Annotated in this window: 18 protein-coding genes; 7 read left to right on the top strand and 11 right to left on the bottom strand. The window is 69.9% G+C overall.

The genetic code is table 11. The features are described from left to right. Positions 1 to 569 precede the first annotated feature (569 nt). Positions 570 to 875, bottom strand: a complete 306-nt coding sequence (locus VF632_RS03110; protein ID WP_331021382.1) for a hypothetical protein — start codon at positions 873 to 875, stop codon at positions 570 to 572. 205 nt (positions 876 to 1080) lie between these two features. Here VF632_RS03110 and VF632_RS03105 point away from each other — a divergent pair, with 205 nt between their 5' ends. Genes VF632_RS03105 through VF632_RS03090 form a run of 4 tightly spaced genes read left to right on the top strand, consistent with a single transcriptional unit; the run spans position 1081 to position 4506 of the window. Further along, positions 1081 to 2208 (top strand): tetratricopeptide repeat protein, encoded by a 1128-nt coding sequence (locus VF632_RS03105; RefSeq protein WP_331021381.1) that lies wholly within the window; start codon positions 1081 to 1083, stop codon positions 2206 to 2208. A 34-nt stretch (positions 2209 to 2242) separates the two neighbouring features. Further along, positions 2243 to 3259 carry a tetratricopeptide repeat protein gene (locus tag VF632_RS03100; protein WP_331021380.1) on the top strand — a complete coding sequence of 339 codons (1017 nt, stop codon included), beginning with the start codon at positions 2243 to 2245 and terminating at the stop codon, positions 3257 to 3259. A gap of 55 nt (positions 3260 to 3314) precedes the next feature. Further along, positions 3315 to 3977, top strand: a complete 663-nt coding sequence (locus tag VF632_RS03095) for a zinc ribbon domain-containing protein (RefSeq protein WP_331021379.1) — start codon at positions 3315 to 3317, stop codon at positions 3975 to 3977. Between the two features lie 55 nt (positions 3978 to 4032). After that, a complete protein-coding gene (locus tag VF632_RS03090) occupies positions 4033 to 4506 on the top strand; it encodes a cytochrome c (protein WP_331021378.1) in 474 nt (157 codons plus the stop codon). 90 nt (positions 4507 to 4596) lie between these two features. On the opposite strand, the gene VF632_RS03085 is transcribed toward VF632_RS03090, so the two are convergent. Beyond that, the gene (locus VF632_RS03085) at positions 4597 to 5748 is read right to left on the bottom strand and encodes a M20/M25/M40 family metallo-hydrolase (protein WP_331021377.1); all 1152 of its coding nucleotides are present in this window, start codon (positions 5746 to 5748) and stop codon (positions 4597 to 4599) included. A gap of 516 nt (positions 5749 to 6264) precedes the next feature. On the opposite strand from VF632_RS03085, the gene VF632_RS03080 reads away from it, so the two are divergent. Then, a complete protein-coding gene (locus VF632_RS03080; protein ID WP_331021376.1) occupies positions 6265 to 7728 on the top strand; it encodes a S8/S53 family peptidase in 1464 nt (487 codons plus the stop codon). A 129-nt stretch (positions 7729 to 7857) separates the two neighbouring features. On the opposite strand, the gene VF632_RS03075 is transcribed toward VF632_RS03080, so the two are convergent. After that, the gene (locus VF632_RS03075) at positions 7858 to 8742 is read right to left on the bottom strand and encodes a hypothetical protein (RefSeq protein WP_331021375.1); all 885 of its coding nucleotides are present in this window, start codon (positions 8740 to 8742) and stop codon (positions 7858 to 7860) included. A 169-nt stretch (positions 8743 to 8911) separates the two neighbouring features. Here VF632_RS03075 and ispG point away from each other — a divergent pair, with 169 nt between their 5' ends. Then, a complete protein-coding gene (ispG, locus tag VF632_RS03070; protein WP_331021374.1) occupies positions 8912 to 10144 on the top strand; it encodes a flavodoxin-dependent (E)-4-hydroxy-3-methylbut-2-enyl-diphosphate synthase in 1233 nt (410 codons plus the stop codon). Between the two features lie 216 nt (positions 10145 to 10360). Next, positions 10361 to 10945 (top strand): Uma2 family endonuclease, encoded by a 585-nt coding sequence (locus tag VF632_RS03065; RefSeq protein WP_331021373.1) that lies wholly within the window; start codon positions 10361 to 10363, stop codon positions 10943 to 10945. On the opposite strand, the gene VF632_RS03060 is transcribed toward VF632_RS03065, so the two are convergent. The 8 genes from VF632_RS03060 to VF632_RS03025 form a co-directional block, all read right to left on the bottom strand. Next, positions 10903 to 11373 (bottom strand): AAA family ATPase, encoded by a 471-nt coding sequence (locus VF632_RS03060; RefSeq protein ID WP_331021372.1) that lies wholly within the window; start codon positions 11371 to 11373, stop codon positions 10903 to 10905. The genes VF632_RS03065 and VF632_RS03060 overlap by 43 nt on opposite strands. A 1-nt stretch (position 11374) precedes the next feature. Next, on the bottom strand, positions 11375 to 12772 hold the full coding sequence (locus tag VF632_RS03055) for an NAD-dependent succinate-semialdehyde dehydrogenase (RefSeq protein WP_331021371.1): 1398 nt from the start codon (positions 12770 to 12772) through the stop codon (positions 11375 to 11377). Positions 12773 to 12957: 185 nt separating this feature from the next. Next, positions 12958 to 15120, bottom strand: coding sequence for a hypothetical protein (locus VF632_RS03050; RefSeq protein ID WP_331021370.1), 2163 nt, complete (start codon positions 15118 to 15120; stop codon positions 12958 to 12960). Further along, on the bottom strand, positions 15117 to 15785 hold the full coding sequence (locus VF632_RS03045; RefSeq protein WP_331021369.1) for an OmpA family protein: 669 nt from the start codon (positions 15783 to 15785) through the stop codon (positions 15117 to 15119). The genes VF632_RS03050 and VF632_RS03045 overlap by 4 nt, the downstream gene beginning before the upstream one ends. Then, positions 15773 to 17545 (bottom strand): hypothetical protein, encoded by a 1773-nt coding sequence (locus tag VF632_RS03040; protein WP_331021368.1) that lies wholly within the window; start codon positions 17543 to 17545, stop codon positions 15773 to 15775. Before VF632_RS03040 ends, VF632_RS03045 begins: the two co-directional genes overlap by 13 nt. Then, positions 17542 to 18264, bottom strand: a complete 723-nt coding sequence (locus VF632_RS03035) for a hypothetical protein (protein ID WP_331021367.1) — start codon at positions 18262 to 18264, stop codon at positions 17542 to 17544. The genes VF632_RS03040 and VF632_RS03035 overlap by 4 nt, the downstream gene beginning before the upstream one ends. Then, positions 18261 to 21665, bottom strand: a complete 3405-nt coding sequence (locus tag VF632_RS03030; protein WP_331021366.1) for a hypothetical protein — start codon at positions 21663 to 21665, stop codon at positions 18261 to 18263. The genes VF632_RS03035 and VF632_RS03030 overlap by 4 nt, the downstream gene beginning before the upstream one ends. Continuing rightward, positions 21662 to 22372, bottom strand: coding sequence for a hypothetical protein (locus tag VF632_RS03025; RefSeq protein ID WP_331021365.1), 711 nt, complete (start codon positions 22370 to 22372; stop codon positions 21662 to 21664). The genes VF632_RS03030 and VF632_RS03025 overlap by 4 nt, the downstream gene beginning before the upstream one ends. Positions 22373 to 22406: the final 34 nt, after the last annotated feature.

Genomic DNA, 22406 nt, shown 5'->3' with positions numbered 1-22406 from the left:
CGAATTCTCCCCTCTCCCGCTTGCGGGAGAGGGGCCGGGGGAGAGGGCAGCCGGGGAATGCGCCGGCCCGCTTCGAATCGCCCTAAGGTCGCGGCCTCTGCACGGGTGCCCGCTGCCGCGCCCGGGCGGGGAAGTGCCCCAGGCTAGATCCCTCGCCCCGCGAGGCATGTTGTACGGGCTGGTCCGGTGCGCCTGGGGCTCAGGATGACAGGGTTGTGCGAAGAGGCCGGTCCGACGCACGGCACTGGCTCCCTTCCCCCGCGCAGTTTGCGGGGGAAGGGCTGGGGATGGGGGGCCTCGCGGTCTGCACCGGGTCCAGTCGAACCCCGATCGAAGTTCCCCCCTCTCCGCACGCAGTTTGTGCGGGGAGGGGCCGGGGGAGGGGCACCCGAACGGCTGTCGAGTGTATGTCCACCGACCGGCGGCAGCGCCGGGGTTCGGGAAAAAGGGAACGAAGAACGCCGCCCCGGGAGGGCGGCGTTGCATGGGTCACACGGTCGGCGGCTCTGGTTTGGCCGGGGCGCGAAGCCTGCGAGATTCAGGCGTGCCCGTGACGGAAAAGGTGGCCGTCAGCGGCCCCCGTCGCGGAACACGTTCTCGAAGCGGCGGCCCGGCGCCGGGGGAACGCCCGGCGAATCGTAGCGCGCAAGCACGCGGTTGGTGACCGTCGCCGAGATGTGCTCGTCCATGGGAAGCATCTCGTGGTACAGCTCGAGCCCACGGTCCACGTCCACCTCGGTGCCCAGAAGCGCCATGAGCTCCAGCACGTTGGCCACGTGCGTCTCCACGATCGCCTCTTCCGCCCGCGCGGCGGCGATCAGCAGCTTGCGCTTGGCCTCGTTGCTCAGGCGGCGGCGCCGCAGCCAGTCGAACATCGTCCCCCGTTGTCGATCCGTAGCGGTTGTGCAGCGGCATCAATCTGACCGGCGGCCCCCACACCCGCAAGGCCGCGCAAGGGCTTGGATGCCGGGGCTGTTCCAGTGTATATTTGTCCGGGCGATCCCGCCCGCCGTTCCCCACGGCCCGCTCCGGGTCCGTGCCCCATTTCCCGCCTGATGGATTGACCAGGGCAAAGGCTGAATGGGAACCTCATATCTCAGCTCCGAAGAGTACGACGAGCTGGCGCACAAGCACTACGACGCCGGCGACTACGACGAGGCGCTGGGCGTGCTTCGCGAGGGCATTGCGCAGTATCCCGACTCCGTGCTCCTGCACGTGGGGCTGGGCTACACGCGCATTGCCCGCGAAGAGTACGCATGGGCGCGGCAGTGCTTCGAATCGGCCCTGGAGCTGGACTCGGAGTACGAGGACGCCTGGGTGGGGCTGGGCGAAACCCTGCTGAAGTTCGGCCGGGTGGAGGAAGCGCTCAGCTGCTTCGGGCAGATCGACGAGATGGGGTTGGGCGACGACCTGGAGCTGGGCCTTACCGTGGGCCGGGCGCTCTATCGTGAGGGGCTGTTCACCGACGCCCGGGCGCGCTTCGCCGCGCTGTCGACGACGCACGCCGACAATGCCGAGCTGGCGGCGGCGCGCGGCTACACGCTTCACGCGCTGGGCGACGACCTGGGCGCCCGCCGCGAGCTGCGCCGGGCGACGCGGCTGGACGCGGACCTTCACGAGGCGCGCATCTACCTGTCGCACCTGCTTCACGACCGCGGCGACCTGCGCGGCGCGCTCACCGAGCTGGAGCAGGTGCCCCCGGCCGAGCACTGGGACACGCTCTCCGTGTGGCGCTACGTGGAGCTGAAGATGCAGCTGGACGGCGTGGCCGAGGGCGACCCCTGGTTCGCGCCGTGGAAGGAGCGCCTGGCCGAGTTCGACGCCGAGCCCGACGACATCGACCACCTGCTGGCCGAGGTGGAAGCCTCGTTCGAGGGCGCGGTCGACGAGCAGGCGCAGGCCGCGCTGGAGCTGTCGGCCCAGATGGACTTCATGATGAAGATCCTGGGCCCGCCCTCGCCCGACGCCGCGCTGCCGTCCATGCACCGCGTGCGCACGGCCGAGGGCTCCATCTTCCAGGGCAGCTGGGACGAGATCGTCCGGGGGATGCGCGATTCGTGCGGCGAGCCGCAGATGCCGCTGGGCGCCTTCATGCGGCGCGCGGCGCGGCAGATCCGCGAGCGCACCGGCCGCGACGTTCCCGTCCACAGCGCCGAGGCCTTTCTCAAGGCGGGCGCGCGGATGGGCCTGCTGCGCATCGAGGAGTGACCGGCTTGCCCCTCACCCTCCCGCTCCGCCGCCCGTGACCTTCGGCCCCGAGAGCACGCTTCGCCCGCTGCGCCAGCGCGCCTCCGACCTGGACGCGCTGCGCACGGGCGCCAGCGCGCCCGGGGCCATCGTGCGTGTGGCCCACGCGGCCGACACCACGCTGCGCCGCATGCTGCGCGACGACACCACCGCCCCGGTGGAGCTGCGACTGCGCGCGCTTTCCGAGGACGACCTTTCCACCCCCGACCTTCTGGCCGAGCTGCGGCGCCGCAACCGCGTGCCCATGGAGCTGGCGGCGGCGTTCCACGAGCTTCACGGCGCCGCCGAGCGCATCGGCCGCGGGGCGGATGCGCTGCCCCGCGACGCCGAGCTGGCGCTGTCCGTCGCGGGCGGAATCGAGTCGCACGTCCTGGCGCTCCCGCCGGCGCACCTGGAAGACCCCGCGCTCCCTGACGACGACGAGCCGCTGGTGCGCGACGACGAGGCGCCCGTGCACGCCGTGCCCGCCGAGGCGCGCCGCCGCTTTCCCTGGCAGGCGCTGCTGGCGCTCGGCGTGCTGGGCCTCCTGCTCGTCGCCGCGGTCCGCATGCGCGGGGGCGAAGACGATGGTGCACTGCAGCGGGGCGAGCAGGCGTTCCTGGCCGGCCGCGTGACCGAGGCCGAACGGGAGTTCCGCGCCCATGCCGGCGAGCATCCGCGCGACGCTCTGGCCCGCGTGTACCTGGCCCGCATTTACCGCGAAGCGGGTCGCCCGGCGGACGCGCGGCGCGAGCTGCAGGCGGGGCTGGACGCCAATCCCGAGCACGCAGAGCTTCACGCGGAGCTGGGATACCTGCTGCTGGACGCGCGCCGCGCCCCCGAGGCGGTGGAGCGTTTTCGCGTGGCCCTGCGGCACGACCGCGAGTCGCTCCGCGCGTGGGGCGGCCTGGTGCGCGCGCTTCGCGAGTCGGGCCGCGCCGCCGAGGCCGACCAGGAGCTGCGCCGCGCCCCCGCCGAGCTGCGCACGCTGATGCGCTCGGCCCCGCGCGAGCCGGCGCCGGCCCAACCCTGACGCGCGGAAGCCCAGCGCTTCCGCACTCACGCACCTCCGCACTCACGCACCCTCAGTGGACGCACTCGACCGGCTGTACCGGCGCATCGCCACGGCGCTTGCGCGCGACCCCGGGCGGGCGCTGACCATCGGCGACCTGTACCAGGAGGTGGTGCCGTACCGGCTGATCCGCTCGGAGCTGGGCTTCGCGGAGCTGGCGGAGTACGAGCACGCCCTGCTGCGCCTCCTTTCGGGTGAGCGCGAGTACCTGGAAACGGACCGCGCGGAGGTGATGGACGAGTTCCGGCGCGAGCTGCAGGCGCCCAACCCCATCCTGGGCATCTACCGCGACTACGCCGAGGTGGGCGTGCAGCCCAACCCCTTCGCGCAGCCGCCGCAGCCCGATCCTACCGCGCCGCCGGTGGTCGCCTCCGCCCCGGCGTCCGCCGCGCCGCGGACCGCATCCGCGCCCGCCGTGGAGAAGCCGGCAGACGCCGCGCCCCCCGCCGATCCTCCCCGCCCGCGTCCCAAGCCGTGCCCGGCGTGCCGCTCGCCCCTGCCGGTGGAGCGGCAGGCGCGCTTCTGCCCCTTCTGCGGCAAGGTGCTGGTGCCCGTGCCCTGCGCGGACTGCAGCGCCATGCTGGAGCCCGAGTGGGGCTTCTGCGCCACCTGCGGCGCGCCGCGTACGGCGGGCGCGGGAAGCCCGCCTCCGTCACGCCCGGAACAACGCTTGCGGTAGCGAACGCCCATCAGCGGCCCCGCCCGGGACATTTCGGTTCGGCGGCGGTCCGGTCATGACGTTTCGGACGGAGCCGATGCGGAAGCAGTGGACATGGATGGCGGCGGCGCTGGTGCTGGCCGCCGTTTCGGGATGCGACAGGGAAGCGCGGCGCGCGGGCGGCCGCGAGGCAGCCAAGGGCGGGCCCGCGGACGTGGCGCCGGGAGATTCCGGCCCTCCGCCCGGGCAGCTGCCGCAGGGCGTCACCCCCGTGCAGGGCGGCCAGGGCCGCGGGCTGTACCGCTCGGCCTGCGTGATGTGCCATGGCGAGGCGGGGCAGGGAACGCAGCTGGGGCCCTCCCTGGTGGACGACCAGTGGAGCCAGGGCACCGGCGCGTACGAGGAGATCATCCGCGTGGTGACCGAAGGCGCCCCGGCCACGGAGCAGTTCGGTGTGCCGATGCCGCCCAAGGGCAACGGCAAGTTCACCGACGAGCAGATCCGCGCCGTCTCGGCATACGCGTTCTCGCTGGCCCGGCGCGGCACGTAGCGCGCAGACCCATTGCAGAGGACGAGGCCCCGCACTTCGAAATCGAGGTGCGGGGCCGATGATTTCGCGGTAGCCGCCCCCCTCGGCTCGTCAGCCGCAGAACGAGGCCGCCGTCTTCGCCAGGATCTCCGCCGTCTGCCGTACCGACTCCAGGTCCACCCACTCTTCGGTGGCGTGGGCACCGGCGCCGGTGGGGCCCAGGACCACAGCGTCGATCCCCGCATCTCCCATCAGCGCGGCGTCCATCCAGTACGGCGCGCCCGTCCGCACCGGAGCGTGGCCCAGGACCGCCACCGACGCGGACTCCACGGCGGCGGCGATGGGGGAGTCGTCACGCGCCGCCCACGGTCCGCGGGTGAGCAGGGGGCGCACCGTCGCCTGGAACGCGGGGTCGGCGGCCGCCAACTCGTCGAGGATGGCTTGCACCTCGCCCACGACCTGCGCCTCCGTCTCACCGGGGACGGTGCGCCGCTCGATCTGCAGCACACAGCGAGCGGCGTACGTGCTGAGCCCGGTGCCGCCGTGCAGCGTGGCGGCGTGCATCGAGGGCGGGCCTACGACTGGGTGCGGCGGCGCGGCGACCAGGCGCTCTCCCAGCGCTTCCAGCCGCGCGAGAACGCGGCCCATGCGCAGGTTGGCGTCGATCCCCTCGCGGAACGCGCTGCCGTGCGCCGCGCGCCCGATCACCTCCACCTCCAGCCAGCAGAACCCCCGGTGCCCCACCACCATCGCCAGCTCGGTGGGCTCGGTGAGCACCGCCGCGTCGGCCGTGTGGTGGCGCAGCACCTGGGCCATCCCCGTGCTGGCCTCCTCCTCGTCGGCCACGGACGCGATCAGCAGGTCGCCGGACAGCGGCACGCCCGTTCGGGTGATCGCCTGCACCGCGGCGAGGCACGCGGCCAGCCCGCACTTCATGTCGTAGGCCCCGCGGCCGTACATCCGCCCGTCGCGCACCTCGGCGCTCCACGGGTCGGGCATCCCCTCGATGCCCACCGTGTCGTGGTGCGCGTACAGCATCAGCGAGCGCCCGCCGCGGCTGCCCCGCAGCCGCCCGACGACGCTCACCCGTCCCGGCGCGGCCTCGTGCGAATGGACCTCCATCCCCAGCGTCTCCATCCGCCGGGCGACGTAGGCCGCCACCAGGCGCTCATCCGTCGTGCCGCCGCTGAAGGCCGGGTTGATGGAGTTGATGCGCACCAGCTCCGCCAGCGTGCGCACCATGTCGTCGTTGTCGATCGTCATCCGCGTCTCCGGGAATGAAATGAAATCAGGTGGGCTGGAAGGCATCGTGTCCCTTCCGATGAATGTTGTATTGGCAGGCAAGCTGACGCACATTGCGGACACGGGTTTTCCGCCGGTACAGGGAGTCGGCGTGAACGCGCCCCAACCGACCGGGGTGTCAGGTGGATCCCCCGGTCCGCAATCATCCACACGCCTTCCAGAGTAGGTCAACCTTCCGCAGGAGACAACATGCGCGCATCAATCACAAAATCAATGATAGGGCTGCTTCGTCTGGTGCCAGTCATTGCAGTTCTGCAAGGATGCATGGACATCGCGGCGGTTCCAGAGGACCGTCAGGCTTCCGCGGAACACAGTATGGCTTCTTCCGGCCGGAGCACCGCCATCCCATCCCGAAGTTCCGACACGGGCTCCAGGTTCAGCCAGATGGCGGATGACAGTCTCTGGGTGCTCATCGCTCGAGGTGACGGACGAGCGGTCGTCGGCTTGAAAACACCCGGGCAGGCGCGCGGAGTGTACATGAGCGACATCCTGATCGGCGATTCCGATATCCAGGCGGCGACGCGCGTGCTACAGCGCATCCCGGGGCTGGAGATCCTGCATCGCGATACGCTGCTCCCAATCGTGATCGTCCAGGTTCCCGACGCGCAAACACTGGCCCGGATTCGGCAGCTCCCTTTCGTCGACTATGTCAATCCTGATCTGATTCCCGGATTTACATTCGCCGAGCCACCCGGTTGCTCCGAGAACTTGTGGTCCGGCAATGAAATATATTCTCCGTCCGGAGATATCGTGCCTGCCGTATACAGCTCACTCGGTGTGAATAACGCCTGGACCCGCAGCAATGGTGAAAACATCACGATTGGACTCGTAGATACCGGGGTCTTCTACAACAGCCAGCAGATTACGCTTCCCGAATTCAAGGGCGGTGCCAGCGCGTCGCGGTCGGTGAGCTACCTGAATACGGCGAGTTTCACCAGTCCTTGGGCGGTGTGTTCCCACGGAACGCGAATGTCGGGCATCATGGCCGCCCCTCGAGACGGGCAGGGGCCAATCGGCGTTGCGTGGGGTGCCAATCTCGTGAGTGTGCGACACAACGACGATGTAGTTGTCGGTGCATTCGGGGGTGACGCCCAGCAAGGAATCCGTATGGCAGCCCAGGCGAGCCACATTGTCGCCATGGCTTGGGGAACTACCGATTTTCTGGACTATGTGGCGGACGAAATCCGGTATTGGGCGAATGAGCCGACGCAGCCTCGGCTGTTTATCGCGGCAGCGGGGACCCAGAGCTCGTGCGCGACCATCAAGTACTCCTGGGTGGATGTGACGCCGCCACCGACACTTTTCCCTGCACTGATGAACGAGGTGGTTGCCGTGACGGCCATCGACCAGAACGGGAAGCTGGCGTGTGACGTTCATGGCGGACCGGAGGTCGATCTCGCCGCTTACTACGGGTATCCAACGGCGGGGCAGAACAGCACGGTCCTCTACATGCGCGGCAGTTCGAGTGCTACTGCGGTAGTTGCGGGTATGGCAGCACTGGTTTGGTCGCACTACGGTGGTGGAGCGGCGCATACCCGCCAGAGACTGTACGAAACCGCAGCCGGCTACCCCAATCGCGCCAAATACATTGGATTCGGCGCGGTGAACGCGATGAGAGCACTAGGCGGGATGGAGCGGGCAGACATCAATGGCTGCACCAGCAGTACCTGCACGTTCCGATATACGATCGAATCGTGCCGCACAGAGCATTTCTCCGTGTATCCGGTGGGCGGTGATGGGCCCTACAGTTATCAGTGGAGCACCGGAAGTACCACCAACTCGACAACGCTGACGCTCTGTCCGACCCCTGGGCAGGTTGCGCACCACTCCCTGGCAGTCAGCGTGTGGGATGCCGATCGGCTGGGCGCAACCGCAGCGTATCGACACGTGGATATCGAAGTTCACGACGCATGGGCTCCTTGCCCCACATGCATACAGTAGCCATTTCCGACGGCGCACACATGTCGCCGGTCGAATGGTCACGCGTCTCCCGAAATCCAGTCCAGGACGAAACGAGCGGGACGGCACCGGCCGCCCCGCTCGGAATCTACCTCGCACCGCGTGGATCCGTCAGAAGCTGTAGACGAAGTTCACGAGCGGAAGGAAGCAGAGGCCTTCGCACTCGGCGCCGAAGTTGGTGAAGAGTCCGAAGTCTGCCGAGAGGCGCTCGCCGAAGAACCGCACACCGCCCGAACCAATCACCCCAGACTCGCCCGGCGCGAAGTAGTTCTCGGTGATCAGCTTCGTGTTGCTGCCGATGCGCATTTCACCGCCCGCCATCACTACGGGCTGGCTGCCGAAGTCACCATTGCTGAACCCGACCCCGACGCCGAGGCTGGCGGCATGGTCGCGATCACCCAAGGTCCCCACGCCGTAGACGACTCCGGCCGTCTCGTCACCGGTGCTGCCGGCCAGCACGCCTGCCGCGACCGCCATCTTGTCGGTTTCGACGAGGGTGAACTTGGGTGCGATGTAGAAGATCTCGCCCATCGCGCCGGGGATGATCGGAGTGCCCGCCGAAATGCTGAACTGGTCGGTGACCCCGTAGGTGACGAAGGGCAGGACCACCTCGTACACGCCCAGGTAGCCCCGGCCCCTGCCGACGGCGCGTCCCGTGGGGCCAAAGAACAGGCGCGTGGCGTTCGGATCCTCCCGCCACACGCGGCCCTGCACCACCCTGCCGCGGGTGGGCTGCATCGACGCGATCTGCGCGCGTTCCACCGTCACCATGGCGCCCGACTGCGTCCGGATCACCACCCGGTCGCTGGTGCTCTCGATGACCCGGCCATACAGCACTGAGCCGTCCGTAAGGCGCACCTCGAACAGGGTGTCCTGCGCCACGGCCACGGTGTCGGTGCCCTGGGCGGCGGCGCGGTCCGGCAGGGTGGCTCCCGCGGCGAGGGCCAGGGCGAGCGCGAACAGGGGACGGGTAAATCGAAAGATCGATCGGATCATCGGCTTGGACGGGGGAATCGGAGAGTCAGGTCGGCGGACGCGCCGGAGAGGCGGCGTGAAGTGTAGCGGTCCCGCCGCGGGCATGCAAACGTTTGTACGGGCGGATTTCGGACGGGGCGCGATGAGGTTAGATTCGTGCTTCGATTGCAACCGACCGGCAGCAAACAACATGCAGATCTTCCGCCGCAGACCGACGGTGATGGTGAACGTGGGGGGCGTGCCCGTGGGCAGCGCCGCCCCCGTGGTCGTGCAGTCCATGACCAACACCGACACCGCCGACATCGAGGGTACCGTCCGCCAGGTGGCCGCCCTGTGGCGCGCGGGCAGCCAGATCGTCCGCGTGACGGTGAACAACGAAGAGGCCGCGCGTGCGGTGCCGCACGTGGTGGAGTTCCTGCGCGCGCGGGGCGTGGAGGTGCCCATCGTGGGCGACTTCCACTACAACGGCCACCTGCTGCTTCACAAGTATCCCGACACCGCGCGAGCGCTCGCCAAGTACCGCATCAACCCCGGCAACGTGGGCGCCAAGCGGCACGACGAGAACTTCGCCGCCATCATCGACCGCGCCCTGGAGTTCGGAAAGCCGGTGCGCATCGGCGTCAACTGGGGCTCGCTGGACCAGGCGCTGCTGACGGAGATGATGGACGAGAACGCCCGCTCGTTCGCGCCCAAGGACGCCAAGGACGTGATGATGGACGCCATGGTCGAGAGCGCGATGCGCTCCGCCGCCGCGGCCGAGCGGCTGGGGCTTCCGCACGACCGCATCATCCTTTCCGCCAAGGTCAGCGGGGTGCAGGACCTGGTGGCCGTGTACCGCAAGCTGGCGCCCCGCTCCGACTATCCCCTGCACCTGGGGCTCACCGAGGCGGGCATGGGCACCAAGGGCGTGGTGGCGTCCACGGCGGGGCTGTCCATCCTGCTGCAGGAGGGAATCGGCGACACCATCCGCGTGTCGCTGACGCCCAAACCCGGCGGCGACCGCACGGAAGAGGTGCACGTGGCCCAGCAGATTTTGCAGTCGCTGGAGCTGCGCTCGTTCACGCCGCAGGTCACCAGCTGCCCGGGGTGCGGGCGCACCACGTCCACGTACTTCCAGCAGCTGGCGGAAAGCATCCAGACGTACCTTCGCGAGCAGATGCCGGTGTGGCGCGATACGCACCCGGGAGTGGAGGAGATGAAGGTGGCGGTGATGGGGTGCGTGGTGAATGGCCCGGGCGAGAGCAAGCACGCCAACCTGGGCATCTCGCTTCCCGGCACCTTCGAAGAGCCCAAGGCTCCCGTGTACGTGGATGGCGAGCACTTCATCACGCTCAAGGGCGACCACATCGCCGACGAGTTCAAGCGCATCCTGGACGACTACGTGACGTCGCACTATCCCTCGCGCGAGGCCGCGCTGGTCTGAACTGCTTGGGGTCACGCGGTGGACGAGGAGGGCGCGGGAAAGGTTTCCCGCGCCCTCCGTCTGTCTCCCCAAAGGCTTGGGGACCCTTCCGTAAGCAGACACAGGGCATACACCTATGTTCGGCTGCTGGCGGAGTTGTGGCGCTGTAACGACAAGAGGGTTGTGCGGCTGCGAAACGTGACCTTACACTCGGCGCAACTCTAGCCGGAGGGTGCAATGTCAGCAGCAGCTTTCGATCGATACACGCCCGAGGAGTACCTGGCGTTGGACCGCAACGCTGAATTCAGGAGCGAATACATCGACGGCCGCATGATCGCGATGAGTGGTAACTCCCGCCCTCACAACATCATCGTTTCGAACCTGGTTCGCACTTTCGGCAACTGCTTCGATGGGCGCCCATGCGAGGTGTACTCGAACACGATGCGGGTGAAAGTCACTCCGTCGAGGTACGTGTATCCCGACGTGGTGGCGGTCTGCGACGAGCCGAAGTTCGAGGACCGGGAAGTCGACATCCTGTTGAATCCCGGATTGGTCGTCGAGGTGCTCTCTCCCAGCACGGCATCGTACGATCGTGGGGACAAGTTCGTTCACTACAGGAAGATCGATTCACTCCACGAGGTGCTGTTCATCGCGCAGGACTGCATCTTGATCGAGCACTGGCGCCGGCAAGGCGACATGTGGACGCTGACGGAGATCACTGGCGTGGACGACACCCTGATGCTGAACTCAGTCGGATGCGCCATCCCGGTCCAGGAGATCTATTCCAGATTGGATGTGTCCGAGGGCCCGGGGAACAGCTGAGCGACGACGAACTCATTCTCGGGCGTAAGGGTGACGAGGTAGATCTCGTCGAAGCCCTCTTCGGGGCGGGGCTCCTCGAGCTTCTTGTAGGTGCCCAGGATGCCGGGGATGGGGATCCTGGCCCTGCCCTCGCGCTTGTTGTTGCGCGCGATGGCGGCTCGGGTTTCGGTGCGGAAGAAGTAGCAGACCACGCGGAAGCGCCCGGCGCGGGCGGGGAGGATGTAGCGCGCCCTCTCTTCCGCCAGCGGATTGGTGTTGTCGATGACGAACGGCTGCTGCGCGCGGATGCAGGCGTCCATCAGCAGCGATTCGCGGTTCTTGGTCCGCAGCAGGTCGCGGCTGATGCGGACGTGCGTATCGAAGAAGCGCTGCTTGTAGAACGTCGACTTTCCCGACGCCTGGATCCCCACCAGGATCACGGCTTCCATGCTACTCCGCCGCAGGGTGGTCGCGGGGCGCGTTCTCCTGCATCCACACGGACTTGATGTTCACGAACTCGTGGATGCCGAACTCGCCCAGCTCGCGGCCGTAGCCGGATTGCTTGACGCCGCCGAACGGCAGCCGAGGATCGGAGGCGACCATCGCGTTGACGTACGTCATCCCCGCCTCGATCTCCGCGATGAACCGGGCGCGCTCGCCCTCGTCGCGCGTCCACACGCTGCTCCCCAGGCCAAAGGGCGAGTCGTTGGCCATCGCGATCGCCGCGTCCAGGTCCGGCACGCGGAACAGCAGCGCCACGGGGCCGAACACCTCTTCGTAGTACGCCGGCGCCTCGCGCGGGATGTCGGTCAGGATTGTCGGCGGATAGAAGAAGCCCGGGCCGTCCATCGAGTGCCCGCCGGTGAGCACGCGCGCGCCCGCATCCACGGCGGCGCGCACCTGGCCGGCCACCTCGTCGCGGATGGACTCCGTCGCCAGCGGCCCCACGTCTGTGCCTGCGTTCATGGGATCGCCCACCTTCAGCGCCTCCATCGCGTGGACGAAGCGGCGCTCGAACTCGTCCGCCACCGCCTCGTGGACGATGAAGCGCTTGGCGGCGATGCACGACTGGCCGTTGTTGATGCAGCGTGCCTTAGCCGCGGTCTTTGCCGCCCCGTCCAGATCCGCGCTGGGCATCACCACGAATGCGTCGCTGCCGCCCAGCTCCAGCACGGTTTTCTTGAGGTTGCGTCCCGCGCGCTCCGCCACGCTGCTCCCGGCTGGCGTGCTGCCCGTGAGCGTAGCGGCGGCGACGCGGGGATCGTCCAGCAGGCCGCCGACCGCATCCGAGCCGACGAGCAGCGTGGTGAAAACGCCCTCGTCGAACCCGGCGCGCCGGAACACCTCCTCGATCGCGAGCGCGCACTGGGGCACGTTGGAGGCGTGCTTCAGCAGGCCCACGTTGCCGGCCATCAGCCCCGGCGCTGCGAAGCGGAAGACCTGCCAGAAGGGGAAGTTCCACGGCATGATCGCGAGGACGGCGCCGAGCGGCAGGAAGTGGATCTCGGCCCGCGCATCGCCGACGTCCACCGGGCGGGGCCGCAGCATCTCCCCGGAGTGCTCCGCGTAGTGGCGGCACACCCAGGCGCATTTCTCCACCTCGGCGACGGCGGCGGCGAGGGGCTTTCCCATCTCCGTCGTCATCAGACCGGCGAAGCGGTCCTTTTCGCCCTCCAGCACCTCGGCCGCGCGCGCCATCCGCTCGGAGCGCTGGCTTATTGACGTGCGCCGGTGCGCACGGAAGGCTTGCTCTGCGCGCGCCAGCTTCCGTTCGATCTCCTCCGGCGTCAGCGCGTCGAAGGTCTTCAGCGTTTCGCCCGTTGCCGGGTTGATGCTCGCGATCGCCATTCCCTTGCCTCGTTGTATCTACAACTCCGCGAGTTTCACGCAGAGGACGCAGAGAAGACAGAGAGGACGCAGAGGGATGCATTCTTCTCGTCGACCTCCGCGAAACCGCCGTTCCAGCACAAAAGCTGTGCCCGGCGCCACACATCTGCGCCGGGCACGTGAATGAGTCGATATTGCTGCCATGGTCAGCGCTGGGCGAGAACCGCGATCCACTCGATGATCCGCCCCGCGGCGTCGCACGAAACCAGTGCCTCGGCCAGCGGACGGACCAGCGCCGGCTGTACGAAGTGGTTCCCGAAGTCCGGCAGCATGGCGGCGAGTTCCAGCGCTGGCGTTATGGGCGAGAGCGGCAGCGGGCGGCTGGCCAGTACATCCAGCGCGAAGAGCGCGAACGCCTGCGCCTCGCACTCGGGGAGCGCCACCTCTCCTTGCGCCACGCCGGGCGGGAGCACGTGGCCGCCGAGCCCCGCGTAGCGCGGCAGGTACAGCGGGTCCGCCGGGGGACGGCGGTAGTATTGGCCCAGCACACAGCCGTACGGCGCGTCGGTGGCCACGGCGTGCGCGGTGGGGAAACCGCCGGGAGGGCTCCATCCCGTCCGGAACACCATCGCGTCCAGGTGATACACGCCGAGCGCGTATCCCGCCTTGTTCACGCGCGTCCACAGGCGTGCCGCCGCCCCCAGCTGCGCCCGGCCGTAGCTTGCGCGGAGCCAAGTCTCCATTGGCGGGCTTTCGTCGAGGCGTGCCCCGAACGGCGGAACGTAGAGGACTCCCTCCGTATCCGTCCCGGGGTAGCGGCCCGGTCCGATGGCGCGCGGCACCGTGAACGGCACCCGGCGGGAGATCGCGCGGAAGACCTCTTCCTCGGCGGCGAGCGCCTCGCCACTCCACGCCGTGTGGCCCGGGGAGCGGAGCCACGCCACCGCGCAGTCCACGAACGGCAGGTCCACGCGGGTGGTTTCCAATCCACAGAACACGCGGGTCTCCCGGTCTTGCCGGCCCACCTCGATCGGCTCCGCGCCGGACGGCTCCGCGAGCGATCCGAGCACGCGCAGACGGGCGCGGGCGGGCGGATCCGGCACCCATCCCGGCGTGCGGCTTCGCCGTAGGGCGCCCTTCCGCACCACGCGGGCGATCCACCGGTCCCCGGCTTCGGCGATCACCTGCAGCCGGGCGTTGGTCTCGGTGGCGTACCATCCGGGCACCGGGGAAAAGCCGGCAAAGAGCGGCTGCACGTCCAGCCGGGCGAGCGCCAGGGTGTCGGCTTCTCCTTCCGGCGAAAAGGCGGCGCACTCCACCACCTTGTCCAGCGCGATCCGCCGGTCGCGCACGCGAACGCTGGAGCGAAGGTCCACCGTGATCAGCACGTAGGTTTCGTCGATAGGCACCACGAAGCGGGTGCTGCCCGGATCGGTGTCCGGCGCGGGCGCGGGCGGGGGAAGCTGCGGCGCCCAGCCGAACTCGCCGCCGCCGTACACCGCGTCGCTCGCTCCACCCAGTACGGCGGCCCATAGAGGCAGGTCTTCGCTCCCGTGCGCCTGCGCGTGGCCTCGTACCAGCGAGAGCGCCGCCTGCTCGGCCGCCACGTGGACATCCCGCCCGGCGGCAGTTCCGGCGGGCGCGGCGCGCGCCAACTCCACCACGTGCCGCACTGTCAGCCGTTGGACCGCAGCCCGACGCCCCTGCTCCTGCACCGCGGGGGCTCGCTCCCGAAGCCGTAGCTCCAGGGCGGCCAGCAACTCGCCCAAGCTGGCCTCTTCGCTCCACGACGCGCCGGGCTGCCACTCATCGACCGTGCCCGGAACGTGCGCTTGCAGCCGCTCCAGCTCACGCTCGGCGGCGCGAAGGCGCTCGTGCAGCGGCTCCGCGTCTTCCGCTCGGCGCAGGCGCGCGAGATGGGCTTCGGAGGCGCGCGCGCGCTCCAGGGCCTGTTGCGTGGCCCGGGGCATCTCGGCGGCGAAGCGGTCGCGGAGGCGCACCACGGCGCCGCGCACCACGTCGATTTCCGCCTGCAGCGTGGCAGCACGGGCGGCGCGCGAGACGAGCCAGCGCCGGGCCTGGTCCAGGTTCTTCGCCGCGGCGCTTCCCGGCGCCACCTGACGCAGCGGCCGGCGCAGTGTGCGATGGAGGGGACTGCCCAGCTCGTCGTGCAGAAACGCGTGGATGTCCGCGGCCGAGGCGCGCACGGCGTCGATGGCGTTTGGACGCGCGGCTAGCGCCGCCATGCGGGCGTGCTCCCGCCGGGCGTCGCGCTCCACGCCCCGCAGCAGGCTTTCCAGCCCCTGTGGAACGGCCAGGGGATCGCGCAGCACGCGGTCGGAAAGCGGCGTGGCGCCTTCGGCCGTCACACCCTCTCCTTCACTACGCAGTTGCTCCGGCGCTCCGCCTGGACGGTGTCGGTGGGCAGGATGGGGCGGATCTCCAGCTCGATCCGCCGGTCGTTCTCGTTGACCCGGTTGGATTTCCTGGCCGCCTCTGGGTCTACCGGGTAGTACCGGCTTCGCCCCAGCGCCGACACCTGGCAGGGGCCGATGCCCACGCTGTCGATCAGGAACAGCGACACCGAGGCGGCGCGCGACGACGAGAGGATCCAGTTGCGTTCTTCGGACCCTTCGCTGCTGGTGTGGCCCACCACCTGGATCTGGTCGATCAGGTTCAGCACGCTGTCGCGGCGCAGGAACGCGCCGAATTCGCGAAGGATCTGCTTCCCCTCCGGCTTCAGCTGAGCCAACTCGAAGCGGTTCTGGCCGAAGGTGGCCTCGCCCTCGATGCGCACGAGCAGGTAGTCGCCCACGCGCAGCACGTCCACGTTCTCGCGGTTGCCGGCCTCCGCCACCTTCTGCTCGATCTTCTTGAGCGTGTTCTCGCGCGCGTCCGCCTCGCCCGCGCGCTTGAGCGCGGGAGCGGCCACGGCGGCGAACAGGATCAGGAACAGCAGCGTGGTGGCGCCCAGCAGGTCGGCGAAGGCGGGCCAGGGGCCGCTGCCCTCATCCTCGTAGCTCAGCCCGGCCATAGACCCACGGCGTCCAGCCAGCCGAGCAGGTAGGCGATGGTGAACGCGACCGCGGTGGCGCCCAGCACGCCCGCCATGCAGCTCGCGGCGATCAGCGTGGGCGATGGACCACGCGGCGCTTCGGCGGCGGCGGCGATGCGGCGCAGCAGGGTCACCGCGTCGGGCGAGAGGCCGCCGCCCGCGACGGTTGCCGCCGGATGCACCTGCGTGCGCGCCAAGCCCTCGAACTGCGCCTTTACCTCGTCGGCGGCGTCCTTCCAGTGCTGGGCCGCGCGCGCGTCGATGCCTTCCACGCGGGCGGCGGCGGCGCGTACGGCGAGCTCCACCTCCTGCATGGCGGGGCGTGCGTGATCGACGGCCTCGGCGACGGCCGCCATCCGCGCGTCCACGCTGGAGGTGCCGGCGACCAGCGCCTCGATTCTCTTCTCGATGCTCTCGGTGGCGCGGGCGGAGGCGTCGCGGGTTTGCAGGATGCCGGTCAGCGCCTGCGACAGGGTGTCGCTGGCGGCCTTCATCTGCGCGAACGCCTCGCGCGATTCGGCCGCTCGCTCGCCGACGCGGTCCACGAGCCCGCCGTACTGGCGGGTGTTCGCTTCCACGGCGCCCGCGAGCGCCACGACGCGCGACTGGAGCTCTTCCAGCGCCTTGGACGTCCTCTCGTGCAGCGCCTCGTCCTGCTGGCGCATCAGGTCCGCCAGCTGGTCGTTCAGCGTATCGAACCCCGCTTGGAAGGAGTGCGACAGGCCCTGGAGCGAGCTTTCCAATCCCAGGAACGATCCGCTGGCCTCCCGCACGGCCTGCGCGGCGCCGGACAGGGTGCCCACGGCCGCGATCAGCGGGTCGGCGTTCTGCGCGCGGGTGGTTTCGTAGATGTACTCGGCCGAAACCAGCTCCAGCCGCTCCAGCAGGTGCCGCCGCCCCACGGACAGGCCCTGCGCCATCAGCCCCACCGCGATGGCGCCCACCAGCGCCAGCGCGTTGCCCCCGAACGCGTCGGCAACCGCGCGCAGCGGGCCGACCATGCTGTTCGCGTCGCCCCCGCCCGCGCCTCCGGCGCCGGAGATGGCGTCGATCAGGCTGGGAAGCGCCGTCTTCACTCCAGCGAAGGTGCCGAGCACGGCGAGCAGAAGCAGCAGCGACGAGGCGAAGCGCGCCACGTGTCCGTATTGCAGCGTTCGCGTCTCGGCGATGCCGCGCAGCTCCTCGACAGGAATGTGCGCCGCGCCCCCGTCCAGCCGCGCCTGGTGTACGCGGCGCACGCGATCGTCCACCAACGTCTCTACGTGGGGCGTTTCGCCGGGACGCAGCGTAAGCTCTCCCCGGCGAAGACGCGCAAGTCGCTCCTTGGGGTCGGCGAACACCAGCATCAGCCCTTCGCGCTCGTGGGCCAGCACCCAGTCCACGTCGTCTTCTTCGCGCGCGATGGCCAGCGTGTCGGCCCGGACGGTCCACCCGGCGTAGATCGTCAGCGCCAGTCCGGTCACGATCAGGATGAAGATGATGAAGTTGGGCTGTGCTCCCAGGCCGAACAGCTCGCGCAGGGCCATCCCCTTGTCCGGACGGCCGCCGAGAAGGCTGATCAGGAACAGGATGGAGAACACCCCATAGAACACCGCGCCGACCACCAGGTAGTCCCTGGCCGGCTTGTCGCCCCGGCTGGGCGGCTTGATCATCTTCAGGCGAAGCGGCCCGGCCTCGGGTGAAGCTCCCGCCTCCGGCGCGAGGACCTGCGGATCCGGCGCTTGATCGACGACGCTCATATCGCCTCCGCCAATCCCTTGCTGATCAGCTCGCCACGGCCCTCGCCCTCGTCCCAGCGCACCTCGGCCGGCCGCGTGGTGCGGTAGGCCGCGTACGTGCGCCCCCCCTGCAGGTCGAAGAACGCCTCCCACTTGGGAAGCGAAATCTCCGTCATCTGCACGTCGGCGTTCAGGTACACCCGCGCCTGGCCGGCCCCGGAGGGCGACACGTACGCCGCGGGAGGCAGCGACCGGCTGCGAACCAGCGCACCATCCCGAATCTCGACCGCCTGATCCGCCGGCCCGGCGCTCCACGACGGCACGGCCGGGATTGCGGTCAGCCACGCGCTGTCCTCGCCGTAGCTTCCGGCACTCGGCGATGCCGCGTACGAAACCGCGGCGCGCCCATCGTCCCGGGCCGGGGCGGCGGCCTGCTTCGCGAACGTGGAAAGCAGATCGAGTTTCTCCTCCACCGCATCCAGCCGCCGCGACCAGAACGTCCTCAGCTTTTCCATCTGCTCGGCCTGCCGTTCGACTGCGCCTCGCATTTCGGTCGCGGCCTGCGCCAGAAGCCTGTGATCGGGCGCCTGCTGCACATCCGCGCCGGCCGGTATCGGCATTGGCGTGCGGTGGCTCTCCGGGCTCCGCCGTCGCCGTGGCTTTCGTGTCACCAGGAGCACGATCACCAGCGCGGCCAGTCCCGCGGAGATCCACTCCCACGGCAGTTCGGAAAGGCTCATGGGCGGCCTCCGAAGAACTTGTCGAGCATGCGCTCCAGCACCACGGTGGCTTCCAGGATGAACACCGAGCCGCGGTATCCGCCGGACTGGTTGACCCGGTATTCCAGCTTCTGGCTGGTGGCGTTGCGCAGGTCCACGCCGGCCAGCCCGGAAAAGATGCTGCGATACCGATCCGGCAGCTCCGCCCAGGTGCCGCCCAGGTGCACCAGGCGCTCGCTGGCGCGGAGCAGCGACGCGTGGAATCGCTCGCCTTCCAGCTCGCCGTCGGGCCAGCGCAGCGTCGCCAGCCGGTCGGGGCTGAAGGTTTCCGCCGGGCCCAGGCGCGTGGCCGGCTCGAGCTTCCGGACCTCGCCCTCGGCGCGCAGCTGCACCGACAGGTGCTCGCCCACTACGGGACCGGCGGCCAGCGGGTCGATGTTCAGGCTGGCGTTCACCACCGGCGCCACCAGCCCGCGCGCCACCTCTTCCTTGGGCTTCTCCGTCACCTGGATGGCCACGGCAGTCCCTTCTCCCGCACCGGCAGCCGCGCGCAGGATGTCGGAAAGTGCCTGGCGGTACGGATCGCCCGGCGAGCCCTTCTGCAGGTTGGTGAGCCAGTGCAGGTACTGGCTGCCGTTGCCCGCCAGCGTGATGGACTCGGGAAGGCGTGGCGCGTCCGTGCCCTCCACCGGCGGAAGGGCGCGGAACGCCAGCCCCGTGTAGTGGAAGAGGGCGCCGAAGAAGTAGAAGACCATCGCCTGGAACGCGCGGAACTCGCGTCCCACCCAGAACCGCGCGGCCTGGCCCGACGCGAACCAGGGCGTGCGCACCAGGTAGGTGAACGCCAGGTGGATCTGCCCGTCGGCGATGTACTTGTCGAGCACCTCGCGCTGGGCGGGCGGCAGGTCGTTGGCCTTGGCCCAGTCCACGAACGAGCGGACGAAGGGGTTCGTCAGGTCTTCCCTGCCGGCGCCCTGCTGCCGCGGCCCCGTGAGGTTCTTGCCGCCCAGCAGCACCGAGTCCAGCAGCAGCGTGCGCCCCTCGCCGTACGCCGCCAGGTCCGACGTGCCGCCGCCCACGTCGATGATCACGTTGCCGGCGCCCAGCATTCCCACGCCCGCGGCGTTGAAGAAGTGCCGAAGCACGCTGCGGCTTTCGTCCAGGCCACGCTCCACCTTCACCGCGCCCAGCCCGCGCGCCACGAAGGTCTGGTGCACGTCGTTCCACTGGCGCTCCAGGCTGCGCACCTGGTCGTCGCTGAACGAGCGGGGAAACGAGTACATGATGGTGATGGCGCCGGGCTGCACCCCCTGCCGCAGCCCCTCGGCGACGACGGTGGCCATCACGTGCCGCAGAAAGGCCGACGACAGGAAGTAGCCCTCGTGCTCGGCGGACCACTTCAGGTCGCCCGTCACGCGGTTGTTGTCCCTGTCGTTCTTCACGATCCCCGAAAACGGCACGTTCACCCGCACCGCCGCTGGCTCGCGCGCCAGGTCGAGCTGGGGAAGCCCCGCCACGTGCACTACCGCGGTGCCGAACGCCTCGGGGAGCACGGCCGCCGGAAAGAAGTAGCCGGCCAGGAACTCCTTCGTGTCGGCGCCCTCCTCGGTGATAGCGAGCACCAGGTTTTCCGCCGAGAAGATGTCGGCGGCGGCCTCCTGGTTTTCGCGGATGCTGACGATGGTGTTGGAGGTGCCGAAGTCCACGCCCACGGCCCATCGCGTGGCGTGGGGATCGGCCGCGGCGGGAAACCGGGGGAGCACCACGCCCAGCGACTCGGCCCGGTCGCCGCCGCCGCCGGCCGTGTTGCGGAACTCCAGGATCTCCGGGCGCGCGGCGAAGGCCGCGGCGCGGACGAGGGGCGTGCGCCGGCCCTGCCCCGTGACGGCCAGCGCCTGCCCCGCGGCCAGGGCGCGCACCTCCACGTGCTCGGCCACGAACTGCTCGCGGTCGGTGCGGAATACGGTGTACTCGCTCCACGCCGGGTGCGCGAACGCCGGCCACACCGTCAGCTCCGGGCCGTACTGCTTGAGGATGTGCGTGTCGGGATAGACGCGCCGCACCACCACCTCGCCCGGGTCGTCGTCGGTTCCAACGGGCACCGTCAGCGCGACGGCGACGGAGCCGTTGGAAAGCACCTCCACCGTCAGCAGCCGGTCGACGTCGTCGGGCGAAAAGAATCGGAAGAACTCGCCGCGAAGGGGCAGCGCCAGCCGCGGCTGCGAAAAGCGCGGGTCGGCGCCCTGCGACTGCACGCGGTATCCCTTGAGCCCCTTCACCGACTCCGGGCGAAGCGGCTCGCCCAGCAGGAACACCTGGTCCGTCAACCAGTCGGTCTGCGGGTGAACCCACGGATGGTCGCGGTCCACGCCGGGAAGGACGTTGCGGTCCAGCCGCGCCAGGTCCGCCGGAAGCTTTACCGGCGGCGCCCCCTCGTAGAACCGGCCGTCGAAGGTGGAGGGGTCGACGACGATGGGCGCCGGGGCACCCATCGTGGAGCGCAGGCGCCAGCGGCTCTCGTCGAGCTCCGCGCCCGGCCGGCGCCGGTACAGCACCAGCCCGCCGAAGCGCTGCGGGGTGATGGGCTCCAGGTGAAGCGACGCCGCGGCGGTCTTCCACCCGTCGGCGTCGGGCGACGGGCTCAGCTGGTCGCGCATCCGCTCGGGGCGCCCGGCGCGCGACTCGCGGATCTCCCGCTTCAGCCAGGCCGTGACGCAGGCCTGCACCGTGTTCCACGCCACGTACTCGTCGTGCGACTCGGGAGCGGGCGCCTCCAGCTGCGGAAGAAGCACCTGCGCCACGTAGCGCTGGAACTGGAAGGGGCGCGCGGAAAGGGGGCGATGGTCGGCGCCCGCGGCGTAGCGGAACAGGCCGCGCATGGCCTCGCCGCGCCCCGCGTCCTCGGCCGTGAACAGCACGGTGTACGGCGACGACGCGGCCACGGGCGTGCCGTTCACCAGCAGGATGGAGAGCGTGGGGACGGCGCTCTGCGCGGCCCCGCCGCCTGGCCGGCGGGGGGAAAGCTCCACCAGCGCGTCGGCGAAGTCCTCCACGCGCATGGAGCCGGTGTCCTGGGCCAGGGCGCGCAGGTCGTCCAGGCGAACGCGCTCCACCGTCACGTGGCTGCCGCGGGTGGAGCCCTGTGACCAGATGAACTCCAGTGCATCCAGCAGCTCGTTCTGCACAAGCCGGTGCGCCGGGTGCTGCGGGTCCTCCAGCGCGTTGCGGAACAGGTGAAGCCGCGCCCACGGGCTGGGGATGGACTGGATGCGGGTGCGGATCTCCGAGGCGTTCTCGGCCGGAAGCTCCAGCTTGGCCAGCTCCACCGGGTTCTGCAGCGTTTCCCAGCGCCCTGGCGGAAGCGCCTCGACGTTGGCCGGGTTGGGCGTTTCGCGAAACCGCGGCAGCAGGTTGCGGCTCATGCGGCCCCGTTCAGGCTGACGTTTTCGGCGAACGCCGCCGCGGCGTAGCGCTCGCTTCCCTCGCGCATCACGTGCATGAAGCCGGGAAAGCCCGCGCCCCGGTGCGCGTACGCCGCGTCGTTCCAGTGGCGGAACACCACAGACTCGTCGTGGCGCGCCCGGCGCTCGGCGGCCGTGGCGCCGCGACCCTCGATCAGCTCGTCCGGACGCACGCTGCGCGGCGGCCCGGCGGACGCGGGGACCAGCGCCAGCGCCGGGGTGCCGCGCCGCATCTCCGCCAGCCATCCCCACGCCGCCCGAAAGAAGCGCCCCATGCCGTCCAGCGCCGGACCGCGCGCCACCAGCTCCTCGGGCTTCAGCTTCAGCAGCTGCAGCCAGGTGACGCCCAGCAGCGAGGCACCCAGGTCGGGGTGGGCGCCGCCATCCAGGCGGAACGCCGTGAGGAAGGTGTGCGCCGCCACCATGCCGCCCATCAGCCGGCTTCGCGAGCGGGCATTCAGCGGCAGGTCGGCCCAGGTGGGGTCGCGGCCTTCCACGGCGGTCGCTCGCACCACGGGCAGCTTCGCCGCGGCGTCCTCGCCCCGGCGCGCCGCAAAGTCCAGCGCGGCCAGCGCGCCGAAGAGCTCCACGTAGTGCGCGTCGTTGGCCTGGCGCTCGCCGCCCACCTCGTTGGCCTGCTGCTCGCGCGGCACCGAATCGCCCAGCATGTACAGCCCGCCGTAGCCGGTGCTGGTGTTTCAG

The organism is Longimicrobium sp., from assembly GCF_036388275.1.
In the GTDB taxonomy this organism is placed as follows: Bacteria; Gemmatimonadota; Gemmatimonadetes; order Longimicrobiales; family Longimicrobiaceae; genus Longimicrobium.
This window is presented reverse-complemented; position numbering and strand designations above follow the sequence as displayed.